Raw genomic sequence first — 18,819 nt, 5'->3', positions numbered from 1 at the left:
ATTTCGGTATTTGCAAATAAATTCTGTATGTGCAAATTAATCTACGCGGGCATCTGGGCCCCGGCGAGAGGAGCGGATGATGAGCGAAGTGGATCTGCCACTGGACGGGCTTCTGGTCGTCGACCTCAGCCAGTTTCTGGCCGGCCCCTATGCGGCGTTGAGACTACTCGATCTGGGTGCGCGGGTAGTGAAGGTGGAGCGGCCCGATGGAGGTGACCCATGTCGCGATCTTTACAAGACGCGAGATCAGCGCGTTTCAACTCTGTTCCAGGCGATCAATCGCGGCAAGGAAAGCCTTACGCTCGATCTGAAACTGGCTAAGGACCTTGCCGTCCTGCGTCAGGCGCTGGAGCGAGCGGATGTCGTGATCCAGAACTATCGGCCCGGTGTCGCTGAGCGGTTGGGTATCGGCTATGAGGCGGTGCGCGCGATCAATCCCCGTGTCGTTTACGCCAGCATATCCGGTTATGGGCCCGAGGGTCCGTGGGCGAAGTTGCCAGGGCAGGACCTGCTTGCCCAAGCGCGGTCCGGCATCATGTGGCTGAGCGGGGATCAGGCGTCGCCGCCGACACCGGTCGGCTTGGCGGTCGGGGACATCTATACCGGCGCAATGGCGGCGCAAGGAATTCTCGCAGCACTGGTGCGACGGGGAGTGACCGGTCGGGGCGCGCTGGTCGAAACCAGCCTACTCGAAAGCTTGGTCGACCTTCAATTCGAGATGATCACCGAATATTTCGCCAACCAGGACACGATGCGTTTCCGGTCCGAAGTCTCGAACGGCAATATCAATGCCCCGCCGCCCTATGGCGTCTATCGTACCAGCGACGGCTATGTCGCGTTGGCGATGACGCCGCTGCAACGGCTTGCCCCGCTGCTCGATCTGGAACCCCACCCGACATGGGTCGGCGACCACCTGATGCTGCTGATCGAGCGGGATTCAATCAAGAAGCGCATCGCCGAGCAGATCGTGATGCGAAGCACTAGGCACTGGTTGGAGACGCTGCAGCCGCACGATATCTGGTGTGCCGAAGTCATGGACTGGAGCGCCCTATTGCAAACCGAGCAGTTTGCGGCCCTGGACATGCTCCAAGACCTTCCGAGCGGTAACACCGGGTCCTTGCGAACGACGCGGATTCCAATCTCGATCGATGGGTATCGGCCTCGGGGCAATGCGGCGGCACCTGGGCTTGGTGCGCAGAACGAGGCGCTTCGTCGGGAGTTCGCTTCCTTGGTGGCCATGGCCTGATGACGACCCTTCGCGGCATTACATGGGATCATCCACGCGGGTATGACCCGCTGGTGGTCATCTCGACCGACTATCTGCGGGAGCAGGGGGTGACGGTCCAATGGGAGCGACGCTCACTTCAGGATTTTGCCGACTATCCGATCCACCAGTTGGCGGATCGCTACGACCTGATCGTTCTGGACCACCCTCATATCGGCGCGGTCGCGGCTCATGGCTGCCTGTTGCCATTGCCTGAAGCGGAGCCGGACGCGATCGCGTCGATCGGCGGATCGGCGGAAAGCTATGTCTGGGAAGGTAGGCGTTGGGCTTATGCGATCGATGCGGCGTGTCAGATGGCCGTGCGCGCGGAAGATGCGTGCGCGCCCATGCCGCGTTACTGGCAAGAGTTCATGGCGGACGATGCGGCCAGGCTGCGCGCGGTCACCCCGCTCAAGCCTGTCGACGCGTTCGACACGTGGCTTACCTTATTGGCCAGCCAGGGCTGCGCCTTGCCCGCAGACCCTCAATCCTTCGCAACCTCGCACGCGGGCGAACGCGCCTTTGCCATATTGCACGCGCTTTATCGGCTTGGCCCAGAGCAGGCTCTGCACTGGAATCCCATCCATGTACTTGAGCTGCTTTCCGACGGGGACAGTGAGTTTGAACAGTCGCCCTGTTTATTCGGCTATGTGAACTATGCGGTGCCCGGCGTTCGGCGGCGTCGGCTGACTTACTTCGACCTGCCGATCCTCGAACCGGAAGGTGCGCGGCGCGCGATCCTAGGCGGAGCCGGCCTGGCCGTCTCGGCGCGTTGCCGCGATCCCGATACCGCGATTGCCTTTGCCCGGTGGGCGGCGTCGCTGCCGGTGCAGAACGGCCTGTATCTGGACGGCAATGGCCAGCCTGCGCACCGGCATTGCTGGGAATATCGTCGCGATGACGCGCGTACCGGGGGTTTTTTCGGCGGGGGGTGGGCAACGATAGACAGCGCCTGGACTCGCCCGCGCGACCCGTGGTTTCCAGACTTCGTCGACGCCGTCTGCGAGAATATTTCACCTTTTATCGTGCGCGGAGACGGTGTCGCTTTCTGTGCCATGGTCGACCGTGCTTATCGGCATCATTCAGGGGTCCGCGCATGAGCCGCGTCGCAGTGATTACCGGAGGCAATCGCGGGCTAGGGCTGGCGCAGACGCGCCGGTTCCTGGCGGGCGGATATCGGGTCCACGTCGTAGCCCGTTCGCGCGGCGATCTGGATACGCTGGACGCTGACGAGCGTCTGTCATTTGTCACGGCTGACTTGTCGGACTGGCGCAAGGCCGACTTTTTAGACCGGATCGCGAATGTCGCGGGCGGAATCGACGTATTGATCAATAATGCTGGCGTGCATCTTAAGAAGCCAGTCGAACAGGTCGAACCGGCTGAACTGGAAGCTGTGGTCGCCATCAATTTGAAGGCGCCGTTCGTGGCGAGCGCGAGATTTGTCGAGCTGAACCGCAAGCGGGGAGGGGCGATCATCAACATCTCGTCGATGGCAGGGTTGATCGCACTGCCGAGCGCTGCCGCATACGTCACTTCAAAGACCGCAGTGATCGGCCTGACACGCAGCATCGCGGTTGACGCAGCGCAGCATGGCATCCGCTGCAATGCCGTCTGCCCTGGTTTCATCGAAACCGACATGACGCGCGCCGTGCTGGCCAAAGACCCGGCGCGGCGTGCAAAGATCGAAGGGCGCATCCCCACAGGGCGCTTCGGATCGGCCGCGGATGTCGCAAACGCCTGTTATTTCCTGGCAAGTGACGAGGCGACCTATATCAACGGCGTTGCACTGCCCGTGGACGCCGGATTCTCAATCGGCTTTTGAACCGGAGTATCATGGAAAACCAGATCACGCAGTTGGTCGCCGCCGGCGAAGTCGTCGTCATGCCAGGTGAGCCGGCCACGCCTCCGGCACCCGGCTGGGTGCGGCTGAAACTCGCGCGCGCAGGTATCTGCGGCACCGACATGCATTATTTTCGGAACTTCGGTAATGTCGGCTTTCCGCTTCGCAACCCGGTCACGCTGGGCCATGAAGCCAGCGCCCATGTCGTCGATCCGAATGGCAGCAACTTGGCGAGCGGCGCGCTGGTTGCGCTGAACCCCATTATCGCCTGTCGCCAATGCGATGCGTGTTGCCGCGGGCACGAGAATCTTTGCAGTGACAAGCGGTTTCCCGGCTCCGCGCTAACCTATCCGCATATCGACGGGTTCTTTCGCAGCGTAATCGACTTTCCGGCGGAATGCTGCATTCCGGTTTCGTCGCCGGTGGCCGCTGAGCATCTCTCCTTTGCTGAACCATTAGCCTGTTCGCTCCACGCTGCCACCCTGGGTGAAGTGGGCGAGGGCTCACGCGTGCTCATATTGGGATGCGGGCCGATGGGGCTGCTGAGCATCATCGCGGCAGCGTCGCGCGGGGCGACCGTCCACTGCTCCGATCTTCACGCGGAGGCAGTGGAGCGCGGCTGCGAAATCGGCGCCAGCCAAGGCTTCGTGATCGGTGAGGACGAGTCGCCGGCCGACAGCGCCTATGACTGCGTGATTGAGGCAAGCGGCAGTATCGTGGCGCTTAATCAGGGATTTCACTCGGTCCGCCGTCAGGGCAGGGTTGTCATCTTGTCCAACCTTCAAATCGGCGCGACCGCCCCCGAGCTACAGCGTATCATGCTCAAGGAGATCAGCTTGATTGGATCATTTCAGTTCAATCGGGAGTTTCGCGAGGCGATTGAGGTGATCGCTGGTGGACAATTTGACTTCGGCAAGTTGATCGCACGAGTGTTTGCGCTAAGTGAGATAGAGCAGGCCTTTGAACTTGCCTTCAGTGGAACGGCGGTTGGTAAGATTCAGCTCGCCGACGGATAAGTGTTGAGTATTTTGATCGACTTTGTTCGCTCGTTCCCGCTTGCAGGCTCATTCGCCACGTGCACGGCATATGGCAAGGCCGTCGCTGGCGTGGCGATTGTTTCAACTTTCACTGCGCTGTCAGCGTGCGGCGGCGCGGAAGCGGACAATGCTGTTGCGCGGATGGATAGAATCTCAGTATTGGTGCGCGGATGAGCCAGCGAAAAGGCGGCTGGCGCAGTGGAGGTCCCGGGCGGCAAGTTCGAGATGGGACAATCGGGTGTTTATGCCGAGGAGGGGCCGGTCCGCATGGTCGAGGTCAGCCCCTTTTGGATCGACCGCAGTGAGGTCACGAACGCCGCCTTCGCAACGTTCGTAAATGCAACTGGATATGTGACGGCGGCTGAGAAGCCAGTAGATCCCGACATTTTCCAAGTTCCACCGGAGCAGATTCCGCCCGACATGCTGAAGCCAGGGTCGGCAGTGTTCACCAAGCCTTCGCGCGCCAGTAACCAATATAGCGACTGGTGGTCTATCTGCCGGGCGCCAGCTGGCGCAGGCCCCATGGTCCGACCGGTGCCGAATATCGCCCCGATGAGCCAGTGGTGCATCTTGCCTATGCCGACATGGCGGCATTTGCCCAGTGGCGTGGCGGCCGAATTCCGACAGGGGCAGAATGGGAGTTTGCGGCCAAGGCGGGCCAGCCCGACTACATCGCGCAACCGGAAGAGGCCAATAGCTGGCAGGGCGTCTTCCCGGTCGCGAATGAAAAGACCGATGGTTTTGAAGGCCTTGCTCCAGTTGGCTGTTTCGCGCCCAATGCGCTCGGACTTTATGACATGGTCGGCAACGCGTGGGAAATAACCAGCGATTTCTACGCGCCAGGTCACGATCCAGCCAGGTCGACGCGCGATCCCAAGGGCCCCTCCGAGAATGACGCTTATGAACCGGGCAATCCGGGTATGCCGTCGCGCGTGATCAAGGGCGGGTCCTATCTTTGCGCGCCCAACTATTGTCGCCGCTACCGCCCCGCTGCGCGAACGGGTCGAGACAGCGGCATGGGCGCCAGCAATGTCGGATTCCGACTGGTCTATGATAGCGCCGACGCAGCGCGTGGAACCTGACCCGGCCCGGTCGGTCCGGAGGAGCGACGGATGATCAGCGTTGCGCGGTGCTGAACTGCGGCGTCAGCAGGCGGGTTGTCAGAGATGGCCAGTTCGAAGGTCGATCGGGCCAGTTCCTCGGTCGGGAGGCCGATCGTCGAGATGCCGCCTTTGAGCCAGCGGTAGACCGCAGGATCGCCATAACCAATAAAAGCTAGGTGGTGGCCGATGACGACGCCGCCCTCCAGCAATTGCTCGAGCGCGCCACGCGCAATCTCGACGCCGCCGCACAGGATCGCGGTCGGCGGATGCTCCTGTTCCAACAACGTTCGCACGCTGCCTCGACCGTGATCGTAGACGGCGGGCCCGGATAATGTCCGCTCATCGCTCTGCGAAAGGCCCGCAGCGGCAATAGCTCTCGAAAACGCTTCCCGTCGGCTGCGTCCCGACGACAGTCCGGGGGAGGGGCCAATGAATGCTATCGCGCGATGCCCGCGCTGGACGAGGTGCGCCACCGCTTCCTCGATCGCGCTTGAATCATCGATGCCGACAAACGGCGCAGGACAGGGCGCCGATGAGCTTCGGATCAAATATAGACGGCGCATGATCGGTTCTGGTGTATCCGGCGCTAGCCTTTCATTTGCGATGGTGGGGACAATGATCACCGCATCGGCATGTAACCCGCGCAACTGATCAAGAGCCTGTCGCTCACGCTCCGGGTCTTCGCTCGTTAAATGGATAACGAGGTTAAGACGTCGCGCTGCGCACAGATTTCCAAAGGCCTGGGCGAATCTGCCGTAGAAGTCGTTGACGATATTAGGCAGCAGCAGCCCGATCGTGCCGGATTTCAGGCCGCGCAACGCCTTGGCTGCCGACGACTGGATGTAACCGGAGTCCAATGCAAGTTTCAGTACCCGCTCGCGCACATCGGCGCTCACATTGGGATGGTTGTTGATCGCACGCGATACCGTCATGTGCGAAATGCCGAGTTCTCTAGCAAGCGTCTTGACGGTTACCTTGGCCGGCACGGCAGGTCCTTCCAACGGAGAACTATTTGCTTGCAATAGTATCGCCAACGACGCAAGAGCAATTGTTCACGTGAACAACAGGAACATGAGATGGTTCACCCGGAACTGACCGAGCGATGCCGGCGCCTGATGCATGAGCTCGGGCTAGCAGGACCTCAGGCGCGGATTGTCGCGACGTCCCTGACGGGCGGGGTGTCGTCCGACGTCCTGCGCGTGGATGTCGACGGTCAGGGATATTGTGCGAAGTTCGCGCTCGAAGTGCTTCGCGTGGCCGCCCGGTGGGAGGCGCCCGTTCACCGCAATCGCACGGAATATGCCTGGCTGGAATTTGCGGGTGGCGTGGTGCCGGAGTCGGTGCCCCGACTGTTCGGCCATAGTGAGCATGAACAGGGCTTTGCCATGGAAATGATTGGCGAGGCTCGTAACTGGAAAGAGGAGCTGCTTGCCGGAAGGATCGATGCTGGGATCGCGCGTCAGTCGGGCAGACTGCTCGGCCGGCTGCACGCCGCATCCGTGCGCCGGAACCCCGATCCCGAGCGTTTCGGCAATGTTCACGATTTTTTCGCGCTCCGCGTCGAGCCTTATTTCATCCATCTGATCGCAACATATCCGCAGCTCGAAATGCGAGTGGCCGCGCTGACGGAACAGTACCGCCAATGCCGGATCGCTCTCGTTCACGGGGACGTGAGTCCCAAGAATATTCTGGTGCGCGACGGAACGCCGGTGCTGCTCGATGCAGAATGCGCGACAATGGGTGATCCTGCGTTCGATCTCGGCTTTTGCCTGAACCATCTTCTGTTGAAGTCGGTGCACATCCCCGAACGCGAGACGGCGCTACTCTGCGCCGGGCGGGCGTTATGGGGTGGCTATTGCGAGCACCTTGATTGGGAGCCGGTGGCGACGCTAGAGACGCGTGTCGCGGAGCTAGTCCCACTGCTGCTTTTGGCGCGAGTCGATGGCAAATCGCCGGTCGAATATCTGGATACACAGGCGAAGCAGGCTGTCCGTGCCGTCGCACTTGATCTGATCGCCTCTCCGCCGGCCACCATCGATCACATCATTAACCGACTGGAGGCGCGGCGCGCATGAGCATCATCCGATCGATACTTGGCCGCCGCGTGTGGGACTCGCGTGGCAACCCGACCGTTGAGGCAGAAGTGACACTCGCCGACGGCAGCATCGGGCGTGCGATCGCGCCGTCCGGCGCGTCGCGCGGCGAACGCGAGGCGATCGAGCTTAGGGACGGAGGCGAACGCCTCGGCGGCAAGGACGTCTCGCGCGCCGTCGCCAATGTCAACGGGCCGATCGCTGCACGTCTGCGGGGTATGGCCGCGGCGGACCAAGCCAGCGTCGATGCGGCCATGCTCGCACTGGACGGCACGCCGCTCAAAACGGAGCTTGGCGGCAATGCGATCGTTGCGGTCTCGCTTGCCATTTTGCACGCCGCCGCGAGGAGCGCCGGTCTGCCGCTATGGCGCCACCTGGCCGAAACGCATGGCGGCACACCCACCCTCCCGCTGCCGGAAATTCAGATCTTCGGCGGGGGCGCACATGCCGGGCGGCGCGTCGACATCCAGGATTTTATGATCATGGTGCCCGGGGCGAATGATCTCGAGGAGGTGATGGAGGTCACCAATGCGGTCTATCATGCCGCGGGCCGGCTGATGGAGACGCGCGGCGGCGCGGTTGGCGTCGCGGATGAAGGCGGATGGTGGCCGACGGTTTCGACCAATGAAGAGGCGCTCGAGCTGCTGGTCCAGGCGATCGAGGCGGCAGGCGAGGTACCTGGCGAGCGGGTCGTCATCTCGCTTGATGTTGCGGCGTCCGAGTTCGAGCGGGACGGCCGCTATGTCCTTGGTCTGGATGGCGTCGAGCTGGATCGGGACGAATGGCTTGAAAGGCTGGGGAGCTGGGTCGACCGCTATCCGGTCGTATCGATCGAGGATCCCGCGTCGGAGCGGGATCCAGAGGGCATGCGCGCCTTCATGGCGCGCTGGGGCGACAGGCTCCAGATCGTCGGCGATGATTATCTCGTCACCAATGCAAGGCTGATCGAGGCGGCGGCAGATGCCGGCGGGTGCAACGCTTCGCTCATCAAGGTCAATCAGGCGGGCACGGTGACCGAGACGATCGAGGCGCTCCGCGTGTCGCAGGAGCGGGGTTTTGGCACGCTGGTTTCTGCGCGATCAGGCGAAACCGAGGACGTGTCGATATCGCATCTCGCCGCGGGGCTCGATGCCGGACAGCTGAAAGTTGGCTCGTTCGCTCGGTCGGAACGGATGGCTAAATGGAACGAATGCCTGCGCTTTCAGGGTCAGGCGGGAATGGGGGCGTTCGTCGGCGGACGTCCGCTGGCCAATACATGGTGGGGCGCCGCGCGCCCCTGATAAAGCGGATAGGAAGGGAGCGGGAAATGAAGTTTCTTCGAGTAGACATGGGGGAGGGGCGGATCGTGCCCTGCATTCTTGATGGCGAGGGCGGCTGGAGAGATATTTCCGCAATTGTGCGTGATCTCGGGCCGGGCACCTTGGGCGATGGGTTGATCGAGCGGATCGCGGACACGGATCTCACCACCCTTCCGCTGGTGGAGCTGAACGGCAAGCGGCTTGACGCGCCGATGTCGCAGCCGGGTACGATCTGGTGCATTGGCCTCAACTATAGCGATCACGCGGAAGAGGCAGGGATGGCGATCCCGAAGGAGCCGATCCTCTTCAACAAGGCGGCAGTCACCTATTGCGGACCGAACGACCCGATCCTCCTGTCTCCGAAGATGACGAAGCTCGACTGGGAAGTAGAACTGGGAATCGTGATCGGCAAAGCCGCGCTGAACGTGTCGCGTGACGCGGCCCTCGATCATGTGTTCGGCTATGTGCTGGTCAACGATGTCTCGGAACGTGCCTGGCAGATCGAGCGCGAAGGGCAATGGGTGAAGGGCAAGTCTTTTCCCAATTTCTGTCCGGTCGGCCCGCATCTTGTCACTCGCGATGCCGTGGGCGACGTGCAGGCGCTGTCCATGTGGCTCGACGTGAATGGCGAACGCAAGCAGACGGGCAGCACGTCGAAGATGATCTTCGACGTCGCGGCCATCGTCTCGTACATGAGCGAGTTTACACGGCTGGAACCGGGCGATCTGATCTGCACCGGCACCCCGCCGGGCGTGGGCGCCGGCATGAAGCCGCCGCAATGGCTTAAGGCTGGCGATCTCGTGATATTGGGCATCGAAGGGTTGGGTGAACAGGCCCAGACCGTCGAGCCGCTTGTCTGACCGGCGGTAGAGGGAGATCGATATGAGCCGGGAATTCTCGGGCAAGCGCGCGGTTATCACGGGTGGTGCCCGCGGCGTTGGCGCTGCGGCGGCGCGAATGCTGCTGGAGCGCGGGGCGACCATATGCCTGTGGGACCGTAACGCAGACCAGCTCGCCCAGGCGGGCGAACGGCTCGCTCCGCTGGGGGTTCTTCATACGCAGACGGTCGACGTTGCGGACGCGGCTGACGTTTCCGCCGTGACCGAGCAAGCGGTCGAACTGATGGGTGGAATCGACATCCTGATCACTGCGGCGGGAATTGCAGGCGTCAACGCACCCGTCGAGGACTTCCCGCCAGAGGTGTGGGAACGGGTGATGCGCGTCAATCTGGGCGGAGTGTTCCTGTGCTGTCGTGCGGTGGTGCCGCATATGCGCCGGCAGAACTACGGACGGATCGTCACCATCGCGTCGGTCGCCGGCAAAGAAGGAAATCCCAACGCCTCCGCCTATTCCGCTTCGAAGGCTGGGGTGATCAACCTAACCAAGGCGCTCGGCAAGGAGCTGGCGGACACCAACATCACGGTCAATGCGATTACCCCAGCTGTCATTGCGACGGAGATGCTGAACGATGTGAGCGAGAAGCAAATCGCGTATATGGTTTCCAAGATTCCGATGGGTCGTACTGGAACGCCCGAGGAAGTGGCGGAGATGATCTGCTTCCTGGCGTCGGATCGCGCGACCTTCTCTACGGCTGCCACATTCGATATGTCGGGCGGCCGAACAACCTACTGACCGGCACGGTTGCGCCGCATGTCAGTAGACATGCGGCGCTTCATCTTCATTCGACCAAATAGGGCTTGCGATCCTTCGCCTGCTGCAAGCGGCGCTGGTGCAGCTCTTCGTAGAACTGCTTCATTGTCGCAGCATAGTCATGCGACTGTTGCAGCACATTATTCATGTTCTTGGAGTTCCATTCATTCCAGAGCCGCGCCAGGCGGGCTTGATCCTGCAAGCGTTTGCCAATGAGGTTGTTCCGCTCGGCTGGATCTCGCTTCAGGTCGTAAAAAGCGTGTCCGGTCTCAGGCAGGGTCTGGCGCATGTACTTGGCATCAGGCGTTCGCACCGCCCAGAGATGATCGGCCTCCTCCAGTCGCCAGAACAGGGCTGCATGCGGCGATCCCCGCTTCTTTCCAGTGACAAAGGGCATCAGGTCCACACCTTCCAACCTTCCGTCCGAACCGTCGGCCCCGGACACCGCAACTGCGGTGGCGGCGATATCCAGCGCGGAAACGAGGCCAGTCAGCTTTTGTCCCGAGCGAATGCGCGCGGGCCAATGGGCGATAAAAGGAATGTGGATGCCCCCCTCAAGCAGCGCAACCTTGCCACGTCGGAAGGGAGTGTTGTCTGCCCAATCAGAGGTCGGCTGCCACGCTTCCGGATACACCCCGCCATTATCCGACAGAAAAAAGATCAGCGTGTTGTCATATTGGTTTGAGGCCTTCAGCGCCGAAACCAGCATACCGATGCCTTCATTCATGGCAGTGACCACGGCGGCGTAGACGCGCCCATCCTCATCAGCGATGTGTTTGTACTTGTCGATATAGGCTGCTGGCGCCTGAAGGGGCGTGTGTGGAGCATTGTACGACATGTAGATAAAGAACGGCTTGTCCGACTGTGCGGAGATATACTGCGCAGCGTCACGGCTCAGCGCCGTAGTAAGATATTCAATGAATGGGGCTGGCTTGTCATGCGCAGCAACGGTTCCCAATAGCCATCCCTGTGCATTGACACCTCACCGGGCATATATTGGTGCCCACCATCCAGGAAGCCGTAGAAGTAATCGAAGCCACGCTGATTTGGCTGAAAATGGGGTGCAGCACCCAAGTGCCACTTCCCGAATGCTGCGGTACGATAGCCAGCTTTCTTAAGTCGGTCTGGAATGGTGATTTCGCTCAGCGGAAGCCCCATATGAGGATCGTTCGGTGCGAAGCTGACATTGTTCCCATGCCGAAACGGGCTTGATAGCGTCCCGTCAGCAGGCCGGCGCGGGATGGGCCGCAATAGGGGTGCGTTACATAGCCGTTGGTGAAGATGACCCCATTCGCTGCAAGCGTGTCTAGCACTGGCGTCTGGATGTCGGTTTTGCCTGTAAACCCGACATCGTTGTAGCCTAGGTCGTCTGCCAGGATGACAATGATATTGGGCTGACTATCCCTCGTTTGAGCCGCTGCCATTCTCCAAGGCAGCATTGTGATCGCCAGTGCCGCCACAGCCATCGTCATTTGCGCGACGCGCCTCATCACCCTGCTCCTTCTCCTGATAAACACTCACACCTATGAAGGTGTGCGTCGACAATCGACGAAGCGACCCGCAGGTAGACGGCGAAGCACTTGACAGAATGTCGACAATCGACATTGTAATGTGCAGTGGTGTTTATGGCCAGCAATGTCGGAGAGTATGTGTGAAGCGAGGCAGTTTTGCGGTTTTGACGCTGTTGGCATCTACCGCCGCGATCGGGGCTGGCTCGACTCCAGCGGCCTCTGAACGACCCGTCACCTCGCAGGAAATGGTTTTCGATTTCGAGGACGAGGCATTGCCTGCCGCATTGCAGGCTGCGAACGCGGCGATCTCGATCGTGCGGACGGTCGACGGTCACGCGCTAAAGGCGCATCTCCAGTCGAGGGAAAATCTTTACACTTCGCTGAACTTCCGGCCGACCAAGCCGTGGGATTGGCGTGGTGGCGATGTTGTCGGCCTGGCGATGGAGATCCGCAATCCCGGCCGTGAATCGGTTCAGCTCAATCTCGACATCATCGATGGCCAGGGTCGCACCGCAACCCGCAGCACGGTCATCCCGGCTGGCGGGGGCGGCACCTATTACGCTCCCCTGAAGGGTCCGGATTTGGGCGTTGATACCGGCCTGCGCGATGACCCCGATTACTGGCGCGGCGTGGGGCGCAAATTCACATGGATGTGGGGCACCAAGGAGCTCGATCTGGCTGCCATCACGGAGTTCAAGATCGGCGCTATCAGCCTTTCCAGTGATCGGACGATTACCATCGACAGGGTGCGCGTCATCCGCAACCCCGCGACTGATCCAAGCTATTTGAAGGGCATCGTCGATCGTTTCGGACAGGCCGCCAAGATCGACTTCGCGGGCAAGGTCAAGGCTGACGCTGATCTTCGGGCGGCCGCAAAGGCAGAAGTTGCGAAGCTGCGCGGCGCGCCGCTTTCCGACCGGTCGCGCTTTGGCGGATGGAAGGATGGGCCAAAGCTCAAAGCGACCGGCTATTTCCGAACCGAGAAGGTTGATGGTAAGTGGGCGATGGTCGATCCTGAGGGTTATCTCTATTTCGCCACCGGCATCGACAATATCCGCATGGCCAATTTGACGACGATGACCGGCTATGATTTCAAGGCTGGCACGGTGAAGCCGCGCAACCCGAACGATGTGACGCCGGAGGACTCGGCTGGCCTGTATCGCGTACCGGACTCGGCTCTGCCGGGCCGGTTCGTGGCGTCGCAACTGCGGCGTGACATGTTCCAGTGGATTCCCGAATATTCGGATCCCTTGGGGGATCACTTCGATTACCGGCGTGAGGGTCATTCCGGCCCGCTCGACCAAGGTGAGGCTTACAGCTTCTATCGCGCGAACCTAGAACGGCGCTATGGTGAGACCGCGCCCGGATCTTACATGAAGGTCTGGCGCGATGTCACGACCAAGCGGATGATCGACTGGGGCTTCACCTCGTTCGGCAACTGGCTGGACCCCAGCTATTACGATACCGCGAAGCTGCCCTATTTCGCCAATGGATGGATCATCGGCAATTTTAAGACTGTGAGCAGCGGGGACGACTACTGGGCGCCGCTGCCCGATCCGTTCGATCCGGCCTTTGCCGAGCGCGCCAGGGTAACGGCCCGTGCGGTCGCAGCCGAGGTCAAGGGCAGCCCGTGGTGTGCTGGCATCTTCATCGACAATGAGAAGAGCTGGGGTCGGATGGGCACCCCGCAGGGCCAGTATGGGATCGTGATCAACACGCTTTCGCGCGATGCCGCCGACAGTCCGACCAAGGCGATGTTCGTCAGGCGCCTGCGTGAGAAATACGGGACAGTGGCCGCGCTGAATGCGGCTTGGGGGGGCGACCTTGCGTCCTGGGAGGCGCTGGCCCAAGGCGTTGAGCTTAAGGAGCACGGCGCCGCGCGGCAGGCGGATTATGCGATGTTGCTCAAGGCCTATGCACGCGAGTATTTCCGCGTGGTGGACAATGCGCTCAACGAAGTGCTCCCGCATCACCTGTACATGGGCGTGCGCTTCGCCACATGGGGAATGACGCCGGAAGTGATCGAGGCGGCGAGCGAATTCGTCGATATCATGAGCTATAACGAATACCGCGAAATCCCACACGACGACGCCTGGAGCTTTCTGGCCGAGATCGACAAGCCAAGCCTGATTGGCGAGTTCCATATGGGGGCGGTCGATGCTGGCCTATATCACCCCGGCCTGGTGGTTGCATCCGATCAGAAGGATCGCGCATCGCAGTATGAGCAATACATGGACGCGGTGATCGCCAATCCCTGGTTCGTCGGCGCGCATTGGTTCCAATATGTCGATTCGCCCCTCACGGGCCGTTCCTATGACGGCGAGAACTATAACGTGGGCTTCGTCTCGGTCGCGGATGTGCCCTATCCGGAAATGGTCGCCGCAGCGAAGCGCATGAATGCGCGCCTTTATCCTTCCCGGTTCGGCGCGAAGAAATTGAAGGCGCCGAACTGATTAGAGGCGGTAGGCGACATCCATTAATCTTAGGGGAGCATGGCGCATGCAGTTTTTTTCAGTTGGAGTGGCATTCGCGTTTATAGGTGTCGCCGCACTCCAGTCTTCGGGTGAACAGATCGTCAGTGACGCGCAGCGGCCAGTATGGGGCAGCTATGGCGACATCAAGGTCAGCCGCCTGACAGACCCGAAGGCGCCGGGCGGCGCGCTCGTCCGCATTGTGGTACCTAGCCCGGGGGCCAATTTCTGGGACAGCTCGGCGACCGGAGCTTTGCCTAAAGCGGTAAGAAAGGGTGAGGTCGTTACGATCGGCTTTTTCGCGCGGTCGGGTGAGCCAGCCAAGCCAGCGTGGGTCAACGTCGTCGTCGGTAGCATGGCTCCGCCATTTACGGCTGCCGCGGTCGGGCGAGTCGACCTTGATGATGAACTGCGCTTCTATTGTGTCGAAGGTCTTTCGACAGTTGATGTCCCAGCGGGGAAGGGGCGCTTGACGCTGCACGTCGCTGGCGCTCGCCAGGTCATCGACCTTGGACCGTATATGGTCACCACCCGACCGGCAGGAAGCGAGACCCAACTTCCGTGCGCGCGGAAAATCAAAAGCACGGCGCAAGGCGCAGGATAACGTCCATTGTCGTTGTCGATTGTCGACAAATCGATTGACAATGGTTCGCTGTGCTAGATAAATGAGTCGACAATCGACAGCGTCGCTCATGCGTATTCGCTGCCAGATTGTCAGAACGAACAAATTGGGGGGAGGAAAACAATGCGATTTTCCAAGAATCATCTTTTGCGGACGACGGCTGCGCTCACGATGGCGGCGGCTTTGCACGGTGGGCCTGCCTTGGCTCAATCCTCGCCAGTCCAGTCTCAATCTGCGCCAGACGAGCAGGAGGCCAGCGCCGAAGAGCGCGATGAACTGGAAATCATCGTTACGGGTATTCGCGGCAGCATCAATCAGTCGATCGACGACAAACGCCGTTCGGGCCAGATCGTCGACACGATCAACGCCGAGGACATCGGCAAGTCCACCGATCAGAATATCGCCGAAGCGCTCAACCGAATTTCCGGGGTGAGTGTCAACACCGTTGACGGACAGGGCGCGACGATTTCCGTGCGCGGCGCGAACGCCGACCAGACCGTCGTTACGCTCAACGGCGTCGCCCTCGGTTCGACCGGATTCTCTCAGGGCGTCGATCTTTCGGCATATTCGGCGGACATCTTGGCAAAGGTCGAGGTTGTGAAGACGCCGTCTGCCGACGACGAGGAGGGCTCGCTTGCCGCTGTCGTCAATCTCGTCACCCGCAAGCCGCTCGATCTCAAGCGCGACGTGCGAACCATCTCGCTGCAGCAGCGCTACAATGGACTGTCGAAGTCGTTCGACCACAAGATCTCGGGCACGATCTCGCAACGGTTTTTCGAGGATCGCTTCGGCGTGATCGTCACGGCCTACGACGAAAAAACCAGTGTGCGGCGCGACCAGTTGGCCTTCTCCAACTACAATGCGTTCGGCACAAACTTTTACACCGATCAAAACGGCAGATCATTCGGTGCGGCTGACGCGATCACGGCGGAAGCGGCACGGGCTGCGATGTTCAACCGGCCGAGCGCGTTCGCCGGTGTCGAAGGCGTCGCGGCGGGGCAGGGGCCTTATGCCAATATTGCCTACGGTCTCGCCCCGACCACCGCAGGCTATGAGATTTACGAGAATGAGTATAGCCGGCGCGGCGCGGATGCGTCGATGCAGTGGCGGTTTTCTGACCGCACTTCGCTGACGCTGAACGGCACGTACAACCAGCAGAAGTTTCGGGGCAAAATGACCGGCGTCTCGGTCAGCCAGTCGAACTTCGGGGGCCATATCGACGGCGTTCAACAGCCGAATCTCGGTCTGGCGCCGAACTTCCTCGATCGTACCTCCGTCTATGACACGAACACCATTCCCTATGGAGGGACGGTTCAAACTCCTGGCAATCCCGTCACGAACCCGGGCCTGAACAATGGTCTGATGTGGACCGATCCGGTGCAAAACTGGCGTCTGCTCGACACGGACACCCGGACCTATTCGCAGTATCTGAACCGTTTTTCGACGGGCAGCACGGCGAACTCGGTCAACGAGTACATGGTCGAGAACTATCTGTTCAGTGCCGAGTTCGAGCACGGCTTCACCGACCGCCTCAAATTGAGCGCGGGTGCCTCATTGGCCAAGTCCGAGCAGAAGCCAGAGCGCAGCATTTACATGGTGGCGAGCCGCAATCGCGTTGTCGGACCGTGGAACCTTCACCATGTTCCGGCGGACTATCTGGAACCTGCCGGATATGACTGTTCAGGAAGCGCCTGCCGGCTTGTCGGCGGCACGTCGACTCCCAATCTGGGCCAGATTATCGATATTCGAGCCGATCAGAACGACTTGTGGGACAATGTCGGGCGCACTGGGTTCAATCCGGACGACCTCAATTCGCACACGCTTTCGTATATCCAGTCGAGCGTGACCCAGGTGAGCGACGAGCAGCGGGCGGCGTTCGCGGATTTCGACTGGGATGTCGATTTTGCAGGAATTACCAGTTTCGAGTTCGGCGGGAAATATACCGAGCGCAAGAAGTTCGTCGATGCCCAGTCCGGGACGCCGCGTGCCAGCGGTCAGCTGGTTGAGGCTATCAGTCCGTTCACCGGGCAAACGATCTTTGTCGATCCCAGCGCCATTTCGCTGATCTCCGCGGGCATTTTCTCCAACGGTACCACTTCGGCGAATAACCTGCTCACCGGGCTGGGAATTCAGCGCGACCATATCAGCGACGGCTGGGCAACTTTCGATCCTGTCGCCGCGCTGCAGGCGGTGACCACCGGCGATCGTGACTTCACGCTTGACCGCACGCAGACGCGCGGCGCGGAGTTTCGCAACATCGCGGCGTATATCAAGGCGAACTTCGCCTATTTTGAGGACCGGCTGAAGGGCGATATCGGCCTCCGCTATGTCCGTACCAAGGTTGACACGACGGGCTTTGCCGGCGCGAACTTCGCCTTCGATCAGCAGGGTCAAGGCCGGATCATCGATCCGATCGCGCTCAACACATTGCGCAATTCGAACCAAGCGAATCAGTGTCCGGCATTGAGCGATACACCCACGCCCCTTGGCCGAGGCCCGGCTTCGCCATTCTGGACCGGTGGCGGTCCGGTTCCGACGGACTTCAACGATGGGCGGAACTACAATCTGTCGGCGTTCCAGGAGCGAAATCGACAGGCTCGTATCGACGGGCAGGGAACTGCTCCGGCGGTTCCGGGTGGGGTCTGCTACGATCCGTTGCTCCAGCCGGGCGCTATCCCGGCCACATTTCTCGAGCGGAACTTGATCCGCTACTCCGATCTTTCAACCGAGCAGTTCGGCACGATCGGTGGCCGGACGCTAACAGACCGGAGCCGACCCTCGATCGCGACGACGGATACCTACGATTACAACGTTTTCCTGCCGAGCCTCAATCTCAGCTTTCTGGCAAAGGATAACCTGATCGCCCGCTTCTCGGCTTATCGAACGATGTCGCGCCCGCCGATCGACGATCTGCGCGCTGGCTTTCGGATGAGCGAGGGTTCGGTCTTCGAGGGTACGACGCAATTCCGTCCGACCTCGACGGTCGATCTCTACTCGGCGCAGATCAATCCGCTGAAGGCGAGCAACATCGACATCGCGATCGAATGGTATTTCAAGCGCGACGCGATGCTTTCTGCAAACTTGTTCTACAAGGATATCAGCGACCTGGTTGAGACGGTCGATGAGCGTTGGTTCATCGGCGATCTGCGACGGATTGCTGCAGACCCGGGCGGAGCTTCGTTTTCCACGGATCAGCTTACTTTCACCGACTCGACTGGCCGCACGACCAATTTGCTGTTGACCCCATCTTCGAATGTCTCGGCGATGCCCGATATCAGTCAGTGCATGCCGCGTCGGCTTCAGGGCGAGGCAGTTCTGCAGCAAGCAACGGGCTGGTGGTATAGCGGAGACGGTCGCGCGCTATGTAATGAGTATAATGTAACCCGGCGGCAGAATTCGGAATCAGCCCGCGTGATGGGCGCTGAAGTCCAATATGTGCAGAGCTTCACCTTCTTGCCGGGATTGTTGTCTGGCCTGGGGATTTCGGCAAACTACACCTTCTCGAAATCCGAGTTCAAGGACTCCAGCTTCCCCATCCCTGGCACGCCACGGCATTCCTACAACGTAACGGGCTATTGGCAGCAAAAAGGTCACCAGCTGCGGCTAGCCTATGCCGGGAGCAGTGACTCACTTGTCCAGCGTTCATTCGCGGGTGGTGCCTTGTGGCAGGAAGGGCGTAGTACGCTGGACTTCTCGGCAGCCTATCAAGTAACGCCGAAGTTCAGCTTCACCTTTGACGCAGCCAACATCACGGATGCACCGGTGCGGACCTATTTCACCAGCCGCATCATCCGCCTGCCCGATGCGAGCGGCGCAATGGTCAATTTCGACGAAGGGTCAATCTACGATGGTGCGTCCAAGTCGCGCACGATCCAAGAGTACAACACGGGTCGGATCTTTCGTTTCGGCGTGAGAGCTGAGTTCTGATAT

Annotated in this window: 16 protein-coding genes and 1 pseudogene; 13 read left to right on the top strand and 4 right to left on the bottom strand. The window is 60.6% G+C overall.

Annotated elements, in window-relative coordinates; all coding sequences use genetic code 11:
* The first annotated feature begins 79 nt into the window (after window positions 1–79).
* The 6 genes and pseudogenes from ACRYLO_RS13080 (at window position 80) to ACRYLO_RS13055 (ending at window position 5,223) form a co-directional block, all read left to right on the top strand.
* Window positions 80–1,246, top strand: coding sequence for a CaiB/BaiF CoA transferase family protein (locus ACRYLO_RS13080; protein ID WP_482660561.1), 1,167 nt, complete (start codon window positions 80–82; stop codon window positions 1,244–1,246).
* Window positions 1,246–2,364: an extracellular solute-binding protein gene (locus ACRYLO_RS13075; protein WP_482660560.1), complete on the top strand. Its 1,119-nt coding sequence runs from the start codon at window positions 1,246–1,248 to the stop codon at window positions 2,362–2,364. Before ACRYLO_RS13080 ends, ACRYLO_RS13075 begins: the two co-directional genes overlap by 1 nt.
* Window positions 2,361–3,086: an SDR family NAD(P)-dependent oxidoreductase gene (locus ACRYLO_RS13070; protein WP_482660559.1), complete on the top strand. Its 726-nt coding sequence runs from the start codon at window positions 2,361–2,363 to the stop codon at window positions 3,084–3,086. The genes ACRYLO_RS13075 and ACRYLO_RS13070 overlap by 4 nt, the downstream gene beginning before the upstream one ends.
* A gap of 11 nt (window positions 3,087–3,097) precedes the next feature.
* Complete coding sequence (locus ACRYLO_RS13065) at window positions 3,098–4,120, top strand: alcohol dehydrogenase catalytic domain-containing protein (protein ID WP_482660558.1); 1,023 nt, start codon at window positions 3,098–3,100, stop codon at window positions 4,118–4,120.
* A 246-nt stretch (window positions 4,121–4,366) separates the two neighbouring features.
* Window positions 4,367–4,564: pseudogene (locus tag ACRYLO_RS13060) on the top strand (SUMF1/EgtB/PvdO family nonheme iron enzyme); the annotation flags it as partial.
* 62 nt (window positions 4,565–4,626) lie between these two features.
* On the top strand, window positions 4,627–5,223 hold the full coding sequence (locus ACRYLO_RS13055) for an SUMF1/EgtB/PvdO family nonheme iron enzyme (protein WP_482660557.1): 597 nt from the start codon (window positions 4,627–4,629) through the stop codon (window positions 5,221–5,223).
* On the opposite strand, the gene ACRYLO_RS13050 is transcribed toward ACRYLO_RS13055, so the two are convergent.
* Window positions 5,190–6,230 carry a LacI family DNA-binding transcriptional regulator gene (locus tag ACRYLO_RS13050; protein WP_482660556.1) on the bottom strand — a complete coding sequence of 347 codons (1,041 nt, stop codon included), beginning with the start codon at window positions 6,228–6,230 and terminating at the stop codon, window positions 5,190–5,192. The two genes, ACRYLO_RS13055 and ACRYLO_RS13050, sit on opposite strands and share 34 nt — an antisense overlap.
* A gap of 90 nt (window positions 6,231–6,320) precedes the next feature.
* Between ACRYLO_RS13050 and ACRYLO_RS13045 the strand changes: the two genes are divergently transcribed.
* From ACRYLO_RS13045 to ACRYLO_RS13030, 4 genes are read left to right on the top strand one after another with little or no spacing between them, the layout of a single operon-like run.
* Complete coding sequence (locus tag ACRYLO_RS13045; RefSeq protein WP_482660555.1) at window positions 6,321–7,319, top strand: phosphotransferase family protein; 999 nt, start codon at window positions 6,321–6,323, stop codon at window positions 7,317–7,319.
* Window positions 7,316–8,617 carry a phosphopyruvate hydratase gene (gene eno / locus ACRYLO_RS13040; RefSeq protein ID WP_482660554.1) on the top strand — a complete coding sequence of 434 codons (1,302 nt, stop codon included), beginning with the start codon at window positions 7,316–7,318 and terminating at the stop codon, window positions 8,615–8,617. Before ACRYLO_RS13045 ends, eno begins: the two co-directional genes overlap by 4 nt.
* Window positions 8,618–8,643: 26 nt before the next feature.
* On the top strand, window positions 8,644–9,495 hold the full coding sequence (locus ACRYLO_RS13035) for a fumarylacetoacetate hydrolase family protein (protein ID WP_482660553.1): 852 nt from the start codon (window positions 8,644–8,646) through the stop codon (window positions 9,493–9,495).
* Between the two features lie 22 nt (window positions 9,496–9,517).
* Window positions 9,518–10,267: an SDR family NAD(P)-dependent oxidoreductase gene (locus ACRYLO_RS13030; RefSeq protein WP_482660552.1), complete on the top strand. Its 750-nt coding sequence runs from the start codon at window positions 9,518–9,520 to the stop codon at window positions 10,265–10,267.
* 46 nt (window positions 10,268–10,313) lie between these two features.
* On the opposite strand, the gene ACRYLO_RS13025 is transcribed toward ACRYLO_RS13030, so the two are convergent.
* Genes ACRYLO_RS13025 through ACRYLO_RS13015 form a run of 3 tightly spaced genes read right to left on the bottom strand, consistent with a single transcriptional unit; the run spans window position 10,314 to window position 11,775 of the window.
* A complete protein-coding gene (locus tag ACRYLO_RS13025) occupies window positions 10,314–11,243 on the bottom strand; it encodes a sulfatase family protein (RefSeq protein WP_482660551.1) in 930 nt (309 codons plus the stop codon).
* Window positions 11,180–11,443, bottom strand: coding sequence for a sulfatase-like hydrolase/transferase (locus ACRYLO_RS13020; protein ID WP_482660550.1), 264 nt, complete (start codon window positions 11,441–11,443; stop codon window positions 11,180–11,182). Before ACRYLO_RS13020 ends, ACRYLO_RS13025 begins: the two co-directional genes overlap by 64 nt.
* Entirely contained in the window at window positions 11,428–11,775 is a 348-nt protein-coding gene (locus ACRYLO_RS13015) for a sulfatase family protein (protein ID WP_482660549.1), read from the bottom strand. The genes ACRYLO_RS13020 and ACRYLO_RS13015 overlap by 16 nt, the downstream gene beginning before the upstream one ends.
* A gap of 35 nt (window positions 11,776–11,810) precedes the next feature.
* On the opposite strand from ACRYLO_RS13015, the gene ACRYLO_RS13010 reads away from it, so the two are divergent.
* The 3 genes from ACRYLO_RS13010 to ACRYLO_RS13000 all read left to right on the top strand — a co-directional run bounded on the left by ACRYLO_RS13010 (window position 11,811) and on the right by ACRYLO_RS13000 (window position 18,816).
* Window positions 11,811–14,249 (top strand): hypothetical protein, encoded by a 2,439-nt coding sequence (locus ACRYLO_RS13010; protein WP_482660548.1) that lies wholly within the window; start codon window positions 11,811–11,813, stop codon window positions 14,247–14,249.
* A 46-nt stretch (window positions 14,250–14,295) separates the two neighbouring features.
* Window positions 14,296–14,871, top strand: coding sequence for a hypothetical protein (locus tag ACRYLO_RS13005; RefSeq protein WP_482660547.1), 576 nt, complete (start codon window positions 14,296–14,298; stop codon window positions 14,869–14,871).
* A 141-nt stretch (window positions 14,872–15,012) separates the two neighbouring features.
* Window positions 15,013–18,816: a TonB-dependent receptor gene (locus ACRYLO_RS13000; RefSeq protein WP_482660546.1), complete on the top strand. Its 3,804-nt coding sequence runs from the start codon at window positions 15,013–15,015 to the stop codon at window positions 18,814–18,816.
* Window positions 18,817–18,819: the final 3 nt, after the last annotated feature.

Source organism: Sphingomonas sp. SDUR79 (assembly GCF_056821745.1).
The sequence above is the reverse complement of the archived record's forward strand: the minus strand, read 5'-3'. Positions and strand labels throughout refer to the sequence as shown.

What these genes read in the sequence shown, in the direction of transcription:
- ACRYLO_RS13080 (WP_482660561.1), top strand. Translation starts at nt 80, where the DNA reads ATGAGCGAAGTGGATCTGCCACTGGACGGGCTTCTGGTCGTCGACCTC.
- ACRYLO_RS13075 (WP_482660560.1), top strand. Translation starts at nt 1,246, where the DNA reads ATGACGACCCTTCGCGGCATTACATGGGATCATCCACGCGGGTATGAC.
- ACRYLO_RS13070 (WP_482660559.1), top strand. Translation starts at nt 2,361, where the DNA reads ATGAGCCGCGTCGCAGTGATTACCGGAGGCAATCGCGGGCTAGGGCTG.
- ACRYLO_RS13065 (WP_482660558.1), top strand. Translation starts at nt 3,098, where the DNA reads ATGGAAAACCAGATCACGCAGTTGGTCGCCGCCGGCGAAGTCGTCGTC.
- ACRYLO_RS13045 (WP_482660555.1), top strand. Translation starts at nt 6,321, where the DNA reads ATGGTTCACCCGGAACTGACCGAGCGATGCCGGCGCCTGATGCATGAG.
- eno (WP_482660554.1), top strand. Translation starts at nt 7,316, where the DNA reads ATGAGCATCATCCGATCGATACTTGGCCGCCGCGTGTGGGACTCGCGT.
- ACRYLO_RS13035 (WP_482660553.1), top strand. Translation starts at nt 8,644, where the DNA reads ATGAAGTTTCTTCGAGTAGACATGGGGGAGGGGCGGATCGTGCCCTGC.
- ACRYLO_RS13030 (WP_482660552.1), top strand. Translation starts at nt 9,518, where the DNA reads ATGAGCCGGGAATTCTCGGGCAAGCGCGCGGTTATCACGGGTGGTGCC.
- ACRYLO_RS13020 (WP_482660550.1), bottom strand. Translation starts at nt 11,443, where the DNA reads ATGGGGCTTCCGCTGAGCGAAATCACCATTCCAGACCGACTTAAGAAA.
- ACRYLO_RS13015 (WP_482660549.1), bottom strand. Translation starts at nt 11,775, where the DNA reads ATGAGGCGCGTCGCGCAAATGACGATGGCTGTGGCGGCACTGGCGATC.
- ACRYLO_RS13010 (WP_482660548.1), top strand. Translation starts at nt 11,811, where the DNA reads ATGAAGGTGTGCGTCGACAATCGACGAAGCGACCCGCAGGTAGACGGC.
- ACRYLO_RS13005 (WP_482660547.1), top strand. Translation starts at nt 14,296, where the DNA reads ATGCAGTTTTTTTCAGTTGGAGTGGCATTCGCGTTTATAGGTGTCGCC.
- ACRYLO_RS13000 (WP_482660546.1), top strand. Translation starts at nt 15,013, where the DNA reads ATGCGATTTTCCAAGAATCATCTTTTGCGGACGACGGCTGCGCTCACG.